The following is a 13049-nucleotide window of genomic DNA, read 5'->3' on the forward strand; positions in this document are numbered from 1 at the left end:
GCTCCGGTACCGCTCCCCCCACCGGGCCCGCAAAACGTGCCGGGGGGCCGAGCCGCGGCCGCCCGGGGGTCAATTCCTCAGTTATTAGGCACCGGCCCGCGGGCCGTACCTCACTTCACCCTGCGCAGCGCCTTCTGCGAGTTCTTGATGGCGCACAGGTCCGCGCACATCGTACAGGTGTTCTCGTCCGCCGTCGGCATGCTCCCGCCGCGCCACTCGCGGGCCCGCTGCGGGTCGATCGTGATAGCGATCTGCGTCTTCCAGTCGAAGTTGCGGCGGGCGTCGGCCATGATGTTGTCGCGGTCCATCGCCCCGGGGATGCCGCGGGCGATGTCGGCGGCGTGGCCGGCGATCTTCGTGGCGATGACGCCTTCCCGCACGTCCTCCACCGGCGGCAGCCGAAGGTGCTCGGAGGGGGTGACGTAGCACAAAAAGTCGGCGCCGCTCCAGGCCGCGATCGCCCCGCCGATCGCGGCGGTGATGTGGTCGTATCCCGGCGCGATGTCGGTGACCAGCGGGCCGAGGACGTAGAAGGGGGCGCCGTGGCACAGCCGCTTCTGCAGGATCATGTTCGCGGCGATCTGGTGCATGGGGACGTGTCCGGGCCCCTCGATCATCACCTGGACGTCGCGGTCCCACGCCCGCTCGGTGAGCTCTCCCAGGATCATCAGCTCGTGGACCTGCGCCCGGTCGGTCGCGTCGGCCAGGCAGCCGGGGCGCAGCCCGTCGCCCAGGGAGATCGTGATGTCGTAGTCGCGGCAGATGTCCATCAGCCGGTCGTACTGCTCGAAGAACGGGTTCTCCTTGTTGTGGTATTCCATCCACTCGGCCAGCAGCGAGCCGCCGCGGCTGACGATGTCGAGCCGGCGCCCTTCGCGCATCAGCTTCTCGAGCGTCGAGCGGGTCACGCCGCAGTGGACCGTCATGAAGTCGACGCCGTCCTCGGCCTGCTTCACGATCCCCCGGAAGAAGTCCTCGGCGGTGAGCTCGACCCACGATTTGCCGGCCAGGTAGCCCTCCGCCGCCGCCTGGTAGATGGGCACCGTGCCGAGGGGGACGTCGCACTCCGCCAGCACCGCCCGCCGGATCTCGTCGATCGGCCCGCCGGTGGAAAGGTCCATCACCGCGTCGGCGCCCGCCTCGACGGCGACGCGCATCTTCTCGAGCTCCAGCGCGACGTCCGCACGGTCCCGGGAGGATCCGAAGTTGGCGTTCACCTTGACGGTGAGTCCTTCCCCGACGGCCACGGGGCGGATCGCACGGCGCTTTTTATTCCTGCAGATGACGGCCTTTCCGGCCGCGATCTGCGCGCGGAGCTTCCCGGGGTCGACCCGTTCGTCCTTCGCCGCCCGGGCGATCTCCGGAGTGATCTCTCCCTGTCTGGCGCGGTACATGAGCGTCATGATGCTACCTCCTGTCCCTTTCCATGCCTCGAGACGGCATATTCCAGTCTGTTTTGGATTTGCGATGCTGCCCGTTCCGGGTCCTCCGCGGCGAGGATCGCCGAGATCAGCGCGATCCCGTCAGCGCCCGCCGCGACCACTTCGTCGATGTTCCGTTCGCCGACCCCTCCCAGCGCGAAGACCGGGATGCGCGCCGCGGCGCAGGCCCCGCGCAGCGCGCCGACGCCGAGCGGCGGTCCGTAGGCGGCTTTCGATGGGGTGTAGTACACCGGCCCGAAGACGGCGAAATCGGCCCCCGCGCCTTCCGCCGCCGCGAGCTGCTCCGCACCGTGGACCGAGCAGCCGATCAGCCTGCCGGGTCCCAGCAGGCGTCTCGCCTCCTGCGGCGGGATCGACTCCGCTCCCAGGTGCACCCCGTCGGCTCCTGCCGCCAGGGCGACGTCGATCCGGTCATTGACCAGGAGCTTCGCGCCGTGCCGGGACGTGATCTCCCGCAGCGTCCGCGCCAGCTCCAGCAGCTCCCGGCCGCCGAGGTCCTTCTCCCGGAGCTGCACCGCGCGCACTCCCCCGCGGAGCGCCCGTTCCACGGCCGACGACAGCTCCCCGCCGGACGCAAGGCGCCGGTCCGTGATCAGGTACAGGCGGAAATCGACCAACGCCTCAGCCCCCGCCCACCAGCGTGACGATCTCGAGGCGGTCGCCCGCCGCGAGCTCGACGGTCTCGAACGCCGGCCTCCGGATGATCTCGTTGTTGTGCTCGACGGCCACGCGGGTCGCCGGCACGGAAAGCGCCTGAAGAAGCTTCGACACGGTCGTCCCCGGCGCGATGTCCCTGGTGCGCCCGTTCACGACGATCTTGATCGGGGTGTCTTCCATGTTCCGCGTCCCGTCCTTCGGTCCAAGGGTAAAAAACAAAAAAACCGTGCCGGGAATGGCACGGTTCGAAGAGTTCCACGCTCCCTGCGCCGGTATTACCCGGATCAGGTTCGATGGGTTGCCCGCTTCTGGTAAGCGGGCTCTCAGCGAAAGCACCCCTAGCGTTACCTGAAAGGATACAGTACGGGGCAACCCCTTGTCAACCCGCGGAAAATCCCCTCGGAAAGGGGGCGCCGCCTTTACTCGGAAGGGGGGGTGAGGTAGACTTTCCGGAGTCAAAAACCTGTTTTTTCCATGAGGTTTTCACCTTGGCCCGACCCACGGTGGCGGAGGTTTCCCTTTCGGCCCTCCGCCGCAATTTCCACGCACTGCGCTCCCTCCTCCCCGTGCGGACGGGGATCGTCGCCGTCGTGAAGGCGAACGCGTACGGCCACGGGGCGGTACCCGCGGCGCTTGCCCTCGAGGCGGAAGGGGCGAAGATGCTGGCGGTGGCGACGGTCGAGGAGGGGATCGAGCTGCGCCGGGGCGGGGCCCGTGTGCCCGTCCTCGTGTTCGGCGACGTGGACGCGGAGCAGGCGGAGGAGGCGCACGCGAACACCCTCTCCGCCGTCCTGTTCGAACGCAGGCAGGCGGAGACGTTCGCCCGCGTGGCGCGCGCGGCGGGGCGTCCCTTCCCGGTGCACCTCAAGGTGGACACCGGCATGGGGCGGCTGGGCTTCCTCTCGGGGGCGGCGATGGAGTTCCTCGGCGAGCTCAGGACGATGCCGGATCTCAGGCTCGAGGGGTGCATGACGCACCTGTCTTCCGCGGACGGCCTCTCGGAGGAGGACCGGGCGTTCACGGCGTCGCAGCTGTCCTTCTTTTCCCAGGGCGTGACGTGGATGCGCAAGGCGTTCGGATCCGTGACCGTGCACGCGCTGAACAGCTCCGGGATCCTTTCCCGCCTGGAGGAGACGTTCGACGCCGTCCGCCCGGGGATCGCGCTCTACGGGTACTCCCCGCTGCCGCCCGAGGCGACGCCGGTATCCCTGAAGCCCGTGATGCGCATCGTGTCGCGGATCGTATCCCTGAAGGAGTTCCCCGACGGCCACCCGATCAGCTACAACCGGAGGTTCCGATGCCGGGGGACGCGGCGGATCGCCGTGGTGCCGATCGGCTACGCGGACGGCTACCGCCGGGAGCTGACGAACCGGGGTCGGATGGCGGTGGCGGGCGGAGTCGCCGGGGTCGCGGGGACGGTCTGCATGGACCTCACGATGATCGACGTCACGGACCTCCCCGGGGCGCAGGTCGGATCGGAGGTCGAGGTGATGGGGGAGGCGTCGATGACCGCGGGGGAGATCGCGCGCCTCTGCGGCACGATCCCCTACGAGATCCTCACGGGCGTCGGCTCACGGGTCCCGAGGAAGTTCGTTGACTGAGCGCATCTTGAGCGGCGTCCGGGTCGGCGCGGAGGCGGTCGGGGAGCGCGTCTACGGGATGGTCCAGGACCTCGGGGCCACCTTCACCCTCTTTCTGCAGACGCTGTCCTGGGCGGTTCGCCCCCCGTACGAGATCCGGAGCATCGTCAAGCAGATGGAAGAGGTGGGCGTCCGGTCGATGCCGGTCGTCCTCGTGACCGCCACCTTCACGGGCATGGTGCTCGCCCTCCAAAGCTATTCGGGCTTCGAGCGGTTCGGAGCCACCAGCCTCGTCGGGACGGTGGTGGCGCTCTCCCTCACCCGGGAGCTGGGGCCGGTCTTCGCGGGATTGATGGTCTCCGGGCGCGTGGGCGCATCGATGGCGGCGGAGCTCGGGACGATGAAGGTCACCGAGCAGATCGACGCCCTCGTCACGCTGGCCACCAACCCGGTGAAGTACCTGGTCGTCCCGCGCGTCGTGGCCGCCACGATCGTCCTGCCCATCCTGGTGGTGTTCGCGGATCTCGTCGGGATTTTGGGCGGTTACTTCGTATCGGTCTACCTGATGGGGGCGAACCCGTACGTCTACATCTCGAAGACGTACCAGTTCCTCGAGTTCAAGGACATCTACTCGGGGCTGCTCAAGGCCGGCGTCTTCGGCATGCTGATCTCCCTCATCTCGTGCCACCACGGGTTCATCGCGGAGGGCGGCGCGGAAGGGGTCGGGCGCGCGACGACCCGGGCGGTGGTGACCTCCTCGATGATGGTGCTGATCTCGGACTATTTCATGACCTCGCTGCTGTTCTGACGGGAAGGGAACAGGGATCCCAAGTGATCGAGATCCGCGGCCTCTCCAAGCGGTTCGGGAAGAAGGTGGTCCTCGACGGCGTCGACCTCACGGTGCCGCGCGGGAAGAACACCGTCGTCATCGGCGGCAGCGGGACAGGAAAGTCGGTGCTGATCAAGTGCGTGGTGGGGCTGCTGCGGCCGGACGCGGGGGAGATCCTCATCGACGGCGAGGACATCACGCGGATGGAGGAGAAGGAGCTCGTCCGCGTGCGGAAGAAGTTCGGGATGCTCTTCCAGGGCGCGGCGCTGTTCGACTCCCTGGACGTTGGGGACAACGTGGCCTTCGCGCTGCGCCGCATGGAGAAGATCCCCGAGGAGCGGATCGGCGACGCGGTGGAGGAGAAGCTGTCGATGGTGGGCTTGAGGGAGATCCAGCGGCTGATGCCGGCCGAGCTCTCCGGCGGGATGAAGAAGCGGGTGGGGCTCGCCCGCGCGATCGCCTACGAGCCGGACATCCTGCTTTACGACGAGCCCACGACGGGGCTGGACCCCATAATGGCCGACGTCATCAACGACCTGATCGTCTCGCTGCGGGAGCGGCTGGGGGTGACCTCGATCACCATCACGCACGACATGGCCTCCGCCTACAAGATCGCGGACCAGATCGCCATGCTTTACAAGGGGAGGATCGTCGAGGTGGGGACGCCGGAGGAGATCCGGAACACCTCGAACCCGGTGGTCGCCCAGTTCGTGGAGGGGCGCGCCCGCGGCCCCATCACCGACGAGAGCGAGGAGTTCCGACGCTTCGTCCGCGGGCAGGGCGGGGCGGCCGGGTCGGAATGACGCGGGGCGGGGTGTTATAGTATTTCCGGCCTTCCGGCCGGACGGTCCGAAGGACACAGGGAGGTGCCGTCGATGTCAAGGGAAGCCCGGGTCGGGATCTTCGTCCTGCTCGGCCTGTTGATCCTCACGTATTTCACGTTCCGCGTGAGCAAGTGGGGGCTGATCACGGAGCAGGGGTACCGGGTCACCGTCGATTTCCCCTCGGCGGCGGGGCTCGATCCCAAGTCCGACGTGAAGATGGCGGGGGTCTCGATCGGGAAGGTCGAGGAGATCAAGCTCGTCGGGAACCGCGCGCGCCTGGTGCTGAGGATCCGCCCCGACGTCCAGGTCCCCATCGATTCCGTCGGGTCGATCCAGTCGCAGGGTTTCCTCGGGGAGCGCTACGTGGAGCTGATCCCCGGGCAGGACACCTCGCGGTTCCTCGCCGACGGAGGGCAGGTGACCCGCACCGAGACGCCGACGGACATGGACGCCCTCGTGAAGAAGCTGGACTCGATCGGGGACGACATCAAGAAGGTCACCACGAGCATCTCCGAATCGTTCGGGACGGAGGAGGGGAAGCAGCAGCTCAAGCGGATCCTCGCCAATATCGACCGGCTGTCCAACGACCTCGCCGACATGTCGTCCGGGAGCAAGGAGGACGTCCGCGCCACCATCGCCAATCTGCGCGCCTTCTCCGCGACGCTCAAGGAAGAGGCGCCCGCGCTGATCGCCAAGCTGGAAAAGATGAGCGACGGCGTTTCCGGCGTGGTGGGGGAGAACCGGGAGAACCTCAAGGAGAGCATCGCCAACCTGAAGGCGGCCTCCGCCCGGCTCGACAACACGCTGGAAGCCGCCGGGAAGGTCATGGCGAAGATCGACCGGGGAGAGGGATCGCTCGGCAAGCTCGTCAACGACAACACCGCCCACAACTCCCTCACGGACACGCTCGACGGGATCAACCGCTTCGTCCGCAAGACCGAGCAGCTCAAGGCCTTCATCGACTACCGGCTCGAGTGGCTGGCGCGCCCCTCGGACTACAAGCATTATGTCAACCTCCGGCTGCAGCCGACCTCGGACAAGTACTACCAGATCGGGCTGGTCGACGACCCGCGTGGGAGGCGCAAGACCGTCTCCTCGACCATCACGACGACTCCCCCCGGCAGCACGATCACGACCGAGGACGAAAGCTTCGACGACAAGCTGAAGTTCTCCGCCCTGATCGCGAAGCGGTTCTACGGCCTGACGGTGAAGGGCGGCGTGATCGAGTCCAGCGGAGGCTTCGGGCTGGATTACGACCTGGTCAAGGACCGCGCCACGGTGGGGGCGGAGATCTTCGACTTCTCCCGGAAGGACCTGCCGCCCCACTTGAAGGTGTACGGCAACTACGATATCGTCAAGAACCTCTTCGTCACGGGCGGCGTCGACGACGTCCTCGCGAACGAGCGGGAGCTCCGGACGCTGTTCCTCGGTTTCGGCATCAAGTTCGCGGACGAGGACATCAAGACCGTCATCGGGGCCGTCCCGATCAAACCATAAAAGAAGGGTCAGGCCATGGCGAGGATCCACCGCGCGATCGTAAGCGTTTCCGACAAGACCGGCGTCGCGGAGTTCTGCAGGGCGCTCTCCCGGCTTGGGGTCGAGCTGTACGCCTCCGGCGGGACGGCGAAGCTGCTCCGTGAGAAGAAGGTCCCGGTGCGCCTCATCGAGGAGTACACGGGCTTCCCCGAGATGCTCGACGGGCGGGTGAAGACGCTCAACCCGAAGATCCACGGAGGGCTCCTCGCGCTGCGCGGGAATCCCGCGCACATGAAGACCATCTCGGCGCACGGGATCGTCCCGTTCGACATGGTGGTGGTCAACCTCTATCCCTTCGAGGCGACGGTGGCGCGCCCGGGCTGCAGCCGGGAGGAGGCGATCGAGAACATCGACATCGGCGGGCCGTCGATGCTGCGCTCGGCGGCGAAGAACTGCCAGTCGGTCGCGGTCGTGTGCGACCCCGCGGACTACGGCGACATTCTTGCGAAGATGAAGAAGGGCGCGGGGAACCTCGACGGGGAGACGCTCGCGGAGCTCGGGCGGAAGGCCTTCGCGCTCACCGCCCGGTACGACGCCGCGATCTCCGACTACCTGGGCGCCGGGGAAGGCGGCAAGGACCCGTTCCCGGCCACCCTCACCCGGCAGTGGCGGCGGCTGCAGTCCCTCCGCTACGGGGAGAATCCGCACCAGTCCGCGGCCTTCTATGCCGACTCCGCGCTGCCCGACGAGCCCACGCTGGGGGGCGCGGTCCAGCTCCAGGGGAAGGAGCTCTCCTACAACAACATCGTCGACATCGACGCGGCGCTTCAGCTCGCCCTCGAGTTCTCCGAGCCGGTCGCGGTCATCATCAAGCACACCAATCCCTCCGGGGTGGGCACCTCGAAGCGGCGCCTTGTGGACGCCTTCAATAAGGCGCGGGAATGCGACCCCGTGTCCGCCTTCGGCGGCGTGCTCGGCTTCAACCGCACGGTGAACAAGGAGACGGCGCAGGAGATCGCCAAGACCTTCTTCGAGGCGATCGTCGCCCCGTCCTTCGACAAGGAGGCGCGGAAGGTCCTCTCCGCCAAGGCGAACCTCCGCCTGCTGGAGACGGGCGCGGCGTTCCGGCGGACGGAGGAGCGCGTCTGGGACCTTAAAAAAGTGAGCGGCGGCCTGCTCGTGCAGTCGAGCGACCGGCACGTGCTCGACCCGAAGGAGCTCAAGGCGGTGACGAAGCGCAAGCCCACCGCGGGCGAGCTCGAGGCGCTCCAGTTCGCCTGGAAGGTCTGCAAGCACGTCAAGTCCAACGCCATCGTGTACGCCATGAAGGACCGGACGGTGGGCGTGGGCGCAGGGCAGATGAGCCGCGTCGACTCCGCGAAGATCGCCGTGATGAAGGCGCAGCACCCCACGCAGGGGACGGTGGCCGCCTCGGACGCCTTCTTCCCCTTCCGGGACGGGCTCGACGTCGCCGCGAAGGCGGGCGCCACGGCGGTGATCCAGCCGGGCGGCTCGGTGCGGGACACCGAGGTTATCCAGGCGGCGGACGAACACGGGATCGCGATGGTGTTCACGGGCGTGCGCCACTTCCGGCATTAGGATCCGGAAGCGTTCGGGGGGCGATATGGGAATCTCGGTCCTGGTGGTGGGGGGAGGCGGCAGGGAGCATGCCCTGGCCTGGAAGATCGCGCAGAGCCCGCTCGTCTCGAAGATCTATGCCGCTCCGGGGAACCCCGGCATCGCTCGGTACGCGGAGTGCGTCCCGCTGGCCGCCGACGACGTGAAGGGGCTGCGCGACTTCGCGGTCTCGAAGAAGATCGACCTGACCGTGGTGGGGCCGGAGGCGCCGCTGGCGGCGGGGCTCGCCGACCTGCTGGCGGAGGAGGGCCTTCCGGTTTGCGGCCCGGGCCGTTCGGGCGCCCGGCTGGAAGGGTCGAAGGTCTTCATGAAGACCATCCTGCAGAAGTACGGGATCCCCACCGCCGCTTTCCGGGTGTTCGACGATCACGACGAGGCCGCGGGGTACGTCCTGTCCCGGCGGCTTCCCCTGGTGATCAAGGCGGACGGCCTGGCGGCGGGGAAGGGCGTCGCCGTGGTGCAAACCTACGAGGAGGCGCTGTCGTTCCTCCGCGAGGTGATGGAGAAGCGCGCCTTCGGCGAGGCCGGCGACCGGGTGGTGATCGAGGAGTGCCTCGCGGGCGAGGAGGCTTCGTACATCGTATTCACCGACGGCCGCCGGGTGGTGCCGCTGCCCTCCTCCCAGGACCACAAGCGGATCGGCGACAACGACCAGGGCCCCAACACTGGCGGGATGGGGGCGTACTCCCCGGCCCCCGTGGTCACGCCGCAGGTCGAGGAGCGGGTCCTCAAGGAGGTCTTCGAGCCGCTGCTGGCGGGGCTTCGCGCGGAGGGGATCGTGTACCGCGGCATCCTCTACGCGGGGCTGATGATCGAGAACGGGGCGCCGCGCGTCCTCGAGTTCAACGTCCGATTCGGAGACCCGGAAGCGCAGCCGCTGTTCCTGCGGCTGTCGAGCGACCTCGTCCCGCTGCTGCTCCAGTGCGCCCGGGGGGAGATCGCCGACGCGAAGATGGAGATCGATCCGCGCCCTGCGGTGTGCGTCGTGATGGCTTCGGGCGGCTACCCCGGGAATTACACGAAGGGGCACCGGATCGACGGCATCGAGGAGGCGGAGAGGGAGGACGGCGTGGTCGTGTTCCACGCGGGGACGTCGCTTTCCGACGGGCGCCTGGTGAACAGCGGCGGCCGGGTGCTCGGCGTCACGGCGATCGGCGGCACCCTGAAGGATGCGATCGACCGCGCTTACCGGGCCGTCGACCGGATCCAATGGGAAGGGGCCTATTACCGCAGCGACATCGGGAAGAAGGCGCTGCTCAAGAGGGGTGCGTGATGCAGGGAAAAGTGCTGATCCTGATGGGGAGCGCTTCCGACGTCGACACGATGCGGGGAGCGGCGGATGTCCTCGACAAGTACGGCATCCCCTATCGCATGACGGTCGCATCGGCGCACCGCACCCCGGAGCGGACGCGGAACCTGGTGCGCAACGCGGAGAACGAAGGGTACAGCGTGATCATCGCGGGGGCGGGAGCCGCGGCGCACCTTGCGGGGGTCGTGGCCGCGGAATCGGTCCTCCCCGTGATCGGCGTGCCGCTGTCCGGCTCGGCCTTGTACGGCTTCGACGCGCTCCTTTCGACGGTGCAGATGCCCGCGGGCGTACCGGTGGCGACTGTGGCCATCGGCAAGGCCGGGGCGCAGAACGCCGGCCACCTCGCGGCGCAGATCCTCTCCGTGGCCTCCCCGGAGATCCGCGAGAAGATCCGCGCCCACCGGAAGGCGCTGGCGGATGCCCTCGAGGAGGCCGCGAAGGGCCTTTCATGATCTTCCTTTCGCCCGAATGTTTCCCCTGCCTGCTGCGCCAGGCCGACGTCGCGGCGCGCGCCCGGCAGGCGACCGGGGAAACGCGGATCGCGATCGCCGCGGCGATCTGCGCGATGATGCGGGACCTGCCTTCCCGGAACGAGATCCCCGCCGTGACCGCCACGCGGGTGCAGGAACTTCTCCGCGACCGGTTGGGAACGGACGATCCGTTCGGCCCGATGAAGGAGCGGATCCTGTCCCGCTTTGGGGAGATGTCGGAGCGGGCCGCGCGGCTCGTGAAGGGGGCGCCGGACCCGTGGGCCGCGGCCGTCCGCCTGTCCGCGTTCGGCAACATCCTCGATTCCGGCATCGTCGAGCCGGGGGCGATGGAGCAGGAATTGGCCTCGATCTCCCCGGAGGTCCGGGAGTACCGCCTCCCCCCCCGCTTCCGGGAGCGGCTGCTGTCCGCGGAAAGCGTCGGGGTGCTTCTCGATAATGCGGGGGAGGCCGCCTTCGACCTGCCGCTCCTCTCGCTCCTTTCCTCCAACGGGAGGAAGGTCTGGATCGGAGTGAAGGGCGGCCCGGTCTACGACGACCTGACGTGGGAAGACGCGGGGCGGCTGGGGCTGTCCGCCTTCGGCGAGGTCGTGTCGAACGGGAACCGCGGCGTGGGCACCATCCTCGAACTCTGCGCGGAGCCGTTCCGGGAGCGGATCGCCGCCTCCGGGATGATCCTTTCCAAGGGGCAGGGGAACTTCGAGACGCTGGTGGGACAGGTTCCGAACGCGTATTACCTCCTCCGGTGCAAGTGCCCGGTCGTTTCCCGGGCCGTGGGGCGGCCGGAAGGGGAATACCTCCTCCTCGACGCGCTCGGCGGGCACGCGGAATGACCGGGCTGCTCCGGCTGGACGAGGGCCCGCGGACGGGCCTCCCGCCGGAGGTGATCGCCTCCCTCCGGGAGGGCGGGATGGTGATCTGCCCGACGGACACCCTGTACGGCATCGCGGTGGACCCGCGCAGCGCGGCGGCCGTCGCCCGGCTGGTCGCCGCCAAGAGCCGCGACCGGGGGAAGCCGATCCCGCTGCTGCTCTCCGGCCCGGAGGAGGCCGCGCGCTGGGCGCGCGAAGTTCCGAACGCGGCCACCCGCCTCATGCGGCGCTTCTGGCCGGGTGCGCTCACGCTGGTGCTCCCCGCGGCTCCCGGCATCCACCCGGCGGTAACCGGCGGCGGCGACACGGTGGGGCTTCGCGTCCCCGACCATCCCGTCCCAAGGGAGCTGGCGCGGGGCATCGGGGGGGCCGTGACCGGGACCTCCGCGAACCGGGGAGGCGAGCCCGGCGACTGGAAGTCTCCCGAGGAGCTGGTCCGGGAGTTCTCGGGGGAGGCGGACTGGATCCTGTGGTCCGGCGCTTCGGGCCCGGGGCCGGGATCGACCGTCGTCCGGGCGACGGACGAGCGCCCGTCGCTGCTGCGGGAGGGGGCCATCCCCTTCCGCGTCGTCCTTGAATACCTGGAGAAAGGATGAACGCCCGATGGCCGACGTGAAGCCGTTCCGCGGGATCCATTACGATTCGGGCCGCGTGGGCGACCTGACCCTCGTGGTGACGCCGCCCTACGACGTCATCTCGCCGGAGGAGCAGGAGGCGCTGCACCGGCGCCACGAGCGCAACATCGTCCGGATCGATTTCGGCAGGGAGATGGAAGGCGACCGTCCCGGCTCGGACAAGTACAGCCGCGCGGCCGGCTGGTTCCGCGAGTGGCTGGCCGACGGGACGCTGGTCCGCGATCCCGATCCCTCCCTCTATTACTACGAGCAGGAGTTCACGATCCCCGGCAAGGGGACGTTCGTGCGGAAGGGGTTCCTGGGGGCGCTGAAGCTGTCGCCCTTCGGCGAGGGCGTGGTGTTCCCCCACGAGCGGACGCACTCCGGGCCGAAAGTGGACCGCCTCCTCCTGATGCGGGCGACGGACGCGCACATGAGCCCCATCTTCGGGCTGTTCTCCGACCCCGGCAACGAGGTCGCGTCGATCCTGCGCGACGGGATGCCCCCCGCCCCGGAGCTGGCCGCGACCGACGATCTCGGCGTGATGCACCGCGTGTGGAGGGTCTCCGACCCGAAAAAGATCCGGCGCGTCGTCGCGTGGATGTCCGGCAAGGGCGTCTTCATCGCGGACGGCCACCATCGGTACGAGACGGCGCTGGCGTTTCGCGACGAGATGCGCGCGAAGCACGGCGCGAACCCCGACGCCGCCTACGAGCACGTGCTGATGTTCCTGTGCAACATGGACGACGAGGGGATCGTCATCCTTCCGACCCACCGGGGGCTGCACTCCCTGCCGGATTTCTCGGAGGAGCGGTTCCTCTCCCGGGTCCGGGAGTTCCTGCCGGTGGAGAGCCGGCAGGGATCGCCCGAGGACGCGATGCGGGCGGTGGAGGAGACCGGCCGGAACGGCAAGGTCATCGGCTGGTCCGCCGGCGACGGGCGGTACCACCTGGTCACTTTTCCGGAACCGGAGCGGTTCTGCGAGGCGCACATGGCGAATCATCCGCCGCAGCTTCGATCGCTCGACGTGGTGCTGCTCCACGGCTTCCTGTTCGAGCGGCTGCTCGGCATCTCCCCCGAGGCGGTCACCCACGGGCAGTTCGTCAGGTACTACAAGGATCCCTCGAAGGCGGCGAAGGAACTTTCCTCCGGGGCGATCCAGGCGGCCTTCTTCATGAATGCGGTGACGATCCCGGAGTTCCGCGACGTGTCGCTCTCGGGTCATGTCCTTCCGCAGAAGACGACGTTCTTCTACCCGAAGATCGGTACGGGGCTGCTCATCTTCCCCGTGGGTCCGCAGGACCGGGTGCCGGGGTAGGC

At 68.5% G+C, this 13049-nt stretch carries 13 protein-coding genes and 1 riboswitch; of the genes, 10 read left to right on the forward strand and 3 right to left on the reverse strand.

The genetic code is table 11. The annotated features are described in order from the left end of the window. Positions 1-110: 110 nt before the first annotated feature. From thiC to thiS, 3 genes are read right to left on the reverse strand one after another with little or no spacing between them, the layout of a single operon-like run. Positions 111-1403 (reverse strand): phosphomethylpyrimidine synthase ThiC, encoded by a 1293-nt coding sequence (gene thiC, locus AB1346_06030; protein MEW6719988.1) that lies wholly within the window; start codon positions 1401-1403, stop codon positions 111-113. After that, on the reverse strand, positions 1400-2059 hold the full coding sequence (gene thiE, locus AB1346_06035) for a thiamine phosphate synthase (GenBank protein ID MEW6719989.1): 660 nt from the start codon (positions 2057-2059) through the stop codon (positions 1400-1402). The genes thiC and thiE overlap by 4 nt, the downstream gene beginning before the upstream one ends. A 4-nt stretch (positions 2060-2063) precedes the next feature. Beyond that, positions 2064-2279 carry a sulfur carrier protein ThiS gene (gene thiS / locus AB1346_06040; GenBank protein ID MEW6719990.1) on the reverse strand — a complete coding sequence of 72 codons (216 nt, stop codon included), beginning with the start codon at positions 2277-2279 and terminating at the stop codon, positions 2064-2066. Between the two features lie 65 nt (positions 2280-2344). Beyond that, positions 2345-2449, reverse strand: a riboswitch (TPP riboswitch). Positions 2450-2587: 138 nt separating this feature from the next. On the opposite strand from thiS, the gene alr reads away from it, so the two are divergent. From alr to AB1346_06090, 10 genes are all read left to right on the forward strand, one after another. Beyond that, a complete protein-coding gene (gene alr, locus AB1346_06045) occupies positions 2588-3700 on the forward strand; it encodes an alanine racemase (GenBank protein ID MEW6719991.1) in 1113 nt (370 codons plus the stop codon). Next, the gene (locus AB1346_06050; GenBank protein ID MEW6719992.1) at positions 3693-4487 is read left to right on the forward strand and encodes an ABC transporter permease; all 795 of its coding nucleotides are present in this window, start codon (positions 3693-3695) and stop codon (positions 4485-4487) included. The genes alr and AB1346_06050 overlap by 8 nt, the downstream gene beginning before the upstream one ends. Positions 4488-4510: 23 nt before the next feature. Next, positions 4511-5311 carry an ABC transporter ATP-binding protein gene (locus AB1346_06055; GenBank protein ID MEW6719993.1) on the forward strand — a complete coding sequence of 267 codons (801 nt, stop codon included), beginning with the start codon at positions 4511-4513 and terminating at the stop codon, positions 5309-5311. 72 nt (positions 5312-5383) lie between these two features. Beyond that, positions 5384-6829: an MlaD family protein gene (locus tag AB1346_06060; protein MEW6719994.1), complete on the forward strand. Its 1446-nt coding sequence runs from the start codon at positions 5384-5386 to the stop codon at positions 6827-6829. A gap of 15 nt (positions 6830-6844) precedes the next feature. Further along, positions 6845-8407, forward strand: a complete 1563-nt coding sequence (gene purH, locus AB1346_06065) for a bifunctional phosphoribosylaminoimidazolecarboxamide formyltransferase/IMP cyclohydrolase (GenBank protein MEW6719995.1) — start codon at positions 6845-6847, stop codon at positions 8405-8407. Positions 8408-8432: 25 nt separating this feature from the next. After that, positions 8433-9719: a phosphoribosylamine--glycine ligase gene (gene purD / locus AB1346_06070; protein MEW6719996.1), complete on the forward strand. Its 1287-nt coding sequence runs from the start codon at positions 8433-8435 to the stop codon at positions 9717-9719. Continuing rightward, entirely contained in the window at positions 9719-10207 is a 489-nt protein-coding gene (purE, locus tag AB1346_06075) for a 5-(carboxyamino)imidazole ribonucleotide mutase (protein ID MEW6719997.1), read from the forward strand. The genes purD and purE overlap by 1 nt, the downstream gene beginning before the upstream one ends. Continuing rightward, the gene (locus AB1346_06080; protein ID MEW6719998.1) at positions 10204-11076 is read left to right on the forward strand and encodes an ARMT1-like domain-containing protein; all 873 of its coding nucleotides are present in this window, start codon (positions 10204-10206) and stop codon (positions 11074-11076) included. Before purE ends, AB1346_06080 begins: the two co-directional genes overlap by 4 nt. Beyond that, a complete protein-coding gene (locus AB1346_06085; GenBank protein MEW6719999.1) occupies positions 11073-11711 on the forward strand; it encodes an L-threonylcarbamoyladenylate synthase in 639 nt (212 codons plus the stop codon). The genes AB1346_06080 and AB1346_06085 overlap by 4 nt, the downstream gene beginning before the upstream one ends. Before the next feature lie 7 nt (positions 11712-11718). Beyond that, positions 11719-13047 carry a DUF1015 domain-containing protein gene (locus tag AB1346_06090; GenBank protein MEW6720000.1) on the forward strand — a complete coding sequence of 443 codons (1329 nt, stop codon included), beginning with the start codon at positions 11719-11721 and terminating at the stop codon, positions 13045-13047. The last annotated feature ends 2 nt before the right edge of the window (positions 13048-13049 follow it).

The sequence above is a fragment of the Thermodesulfobacteriota bacterium genome, from assembly GCA_040758155.1.
In the GTDB taxonomy this organism is placed as follows: domain Bacteria; phylum Desulfobacterota; class Deferrimicrobia; order Deferrimicrobiales; family Deferrimicrobiaceae; genus UBA2219.

What these genes read in the sequence shown, in the direction of transcription:
- thiC (MEW6719988.1), bottom strand. Translation starts at nt 1,403, where the DNA reads ATGACGCTCATGTACCGCGCCAGACAGGGAGAGATCACTCCGGAGATC.
- thiS (MEW6719990.1), bottom strand. Translation starts at nt 2,279, where the DNA reads ATGGAAGACACCCCGATCAAGATCGTCGTGAACGGGCGCACCAGGGAC.
- AB1346_06060 (MEW6719994.1), top strand. Translation starts at nt 5,384, where the DNA reads ATGTCAAGGGAAGCCCGGGTCGGGATCTTCGTCCTGCTCGGCCTGTTG.
- purH (MEW6719995.1), top strand. Translation starts at nt 6,845, where the DNA reads ATGGCGAGGATCCACCGCGCGATCGTAAGCGTTTCCGACAAGACCGGC.
- purD (MEW6719996.1), top strand. Translation starts at nt 8,433, where the DNA reads ATGGGAATCTCGGTCCTGGTGGTGGGGGGAGGCGGCAGGGAGCATGCC.
- purE (MEW6719997.1), top strand. Translation starts at nt 9,719, where the DNA reads ATGCAGGGAAAAGTGCTGATCCTGATGGGGAGCGCTTCCGACGTCGAC.
- AB1346_06080 (MEW6719998.1), top strand. Translation starts at nt 10,204, where the DNA reads ATGATCTTCCTTTCGCCCGAATGTTTCCCCTGCCTGCTGCGCCAGGCC.
- AB1346_06085 (MEW6719999.1), top strand. Translation starts at nt 11,073, where the DNA reads ATGACCGGGCTGCTCCGGCTGGACGAGGGCCCGCGGACGGGCCTCCCG.
- AB1346_06090 (MEW6720000.1), top strand. Translation starts at nt 11,719, where the DNA reads ATGGCCGACGTGAAGCCGTTCCGCGGGATCCATTACGATTCGGGCCGC.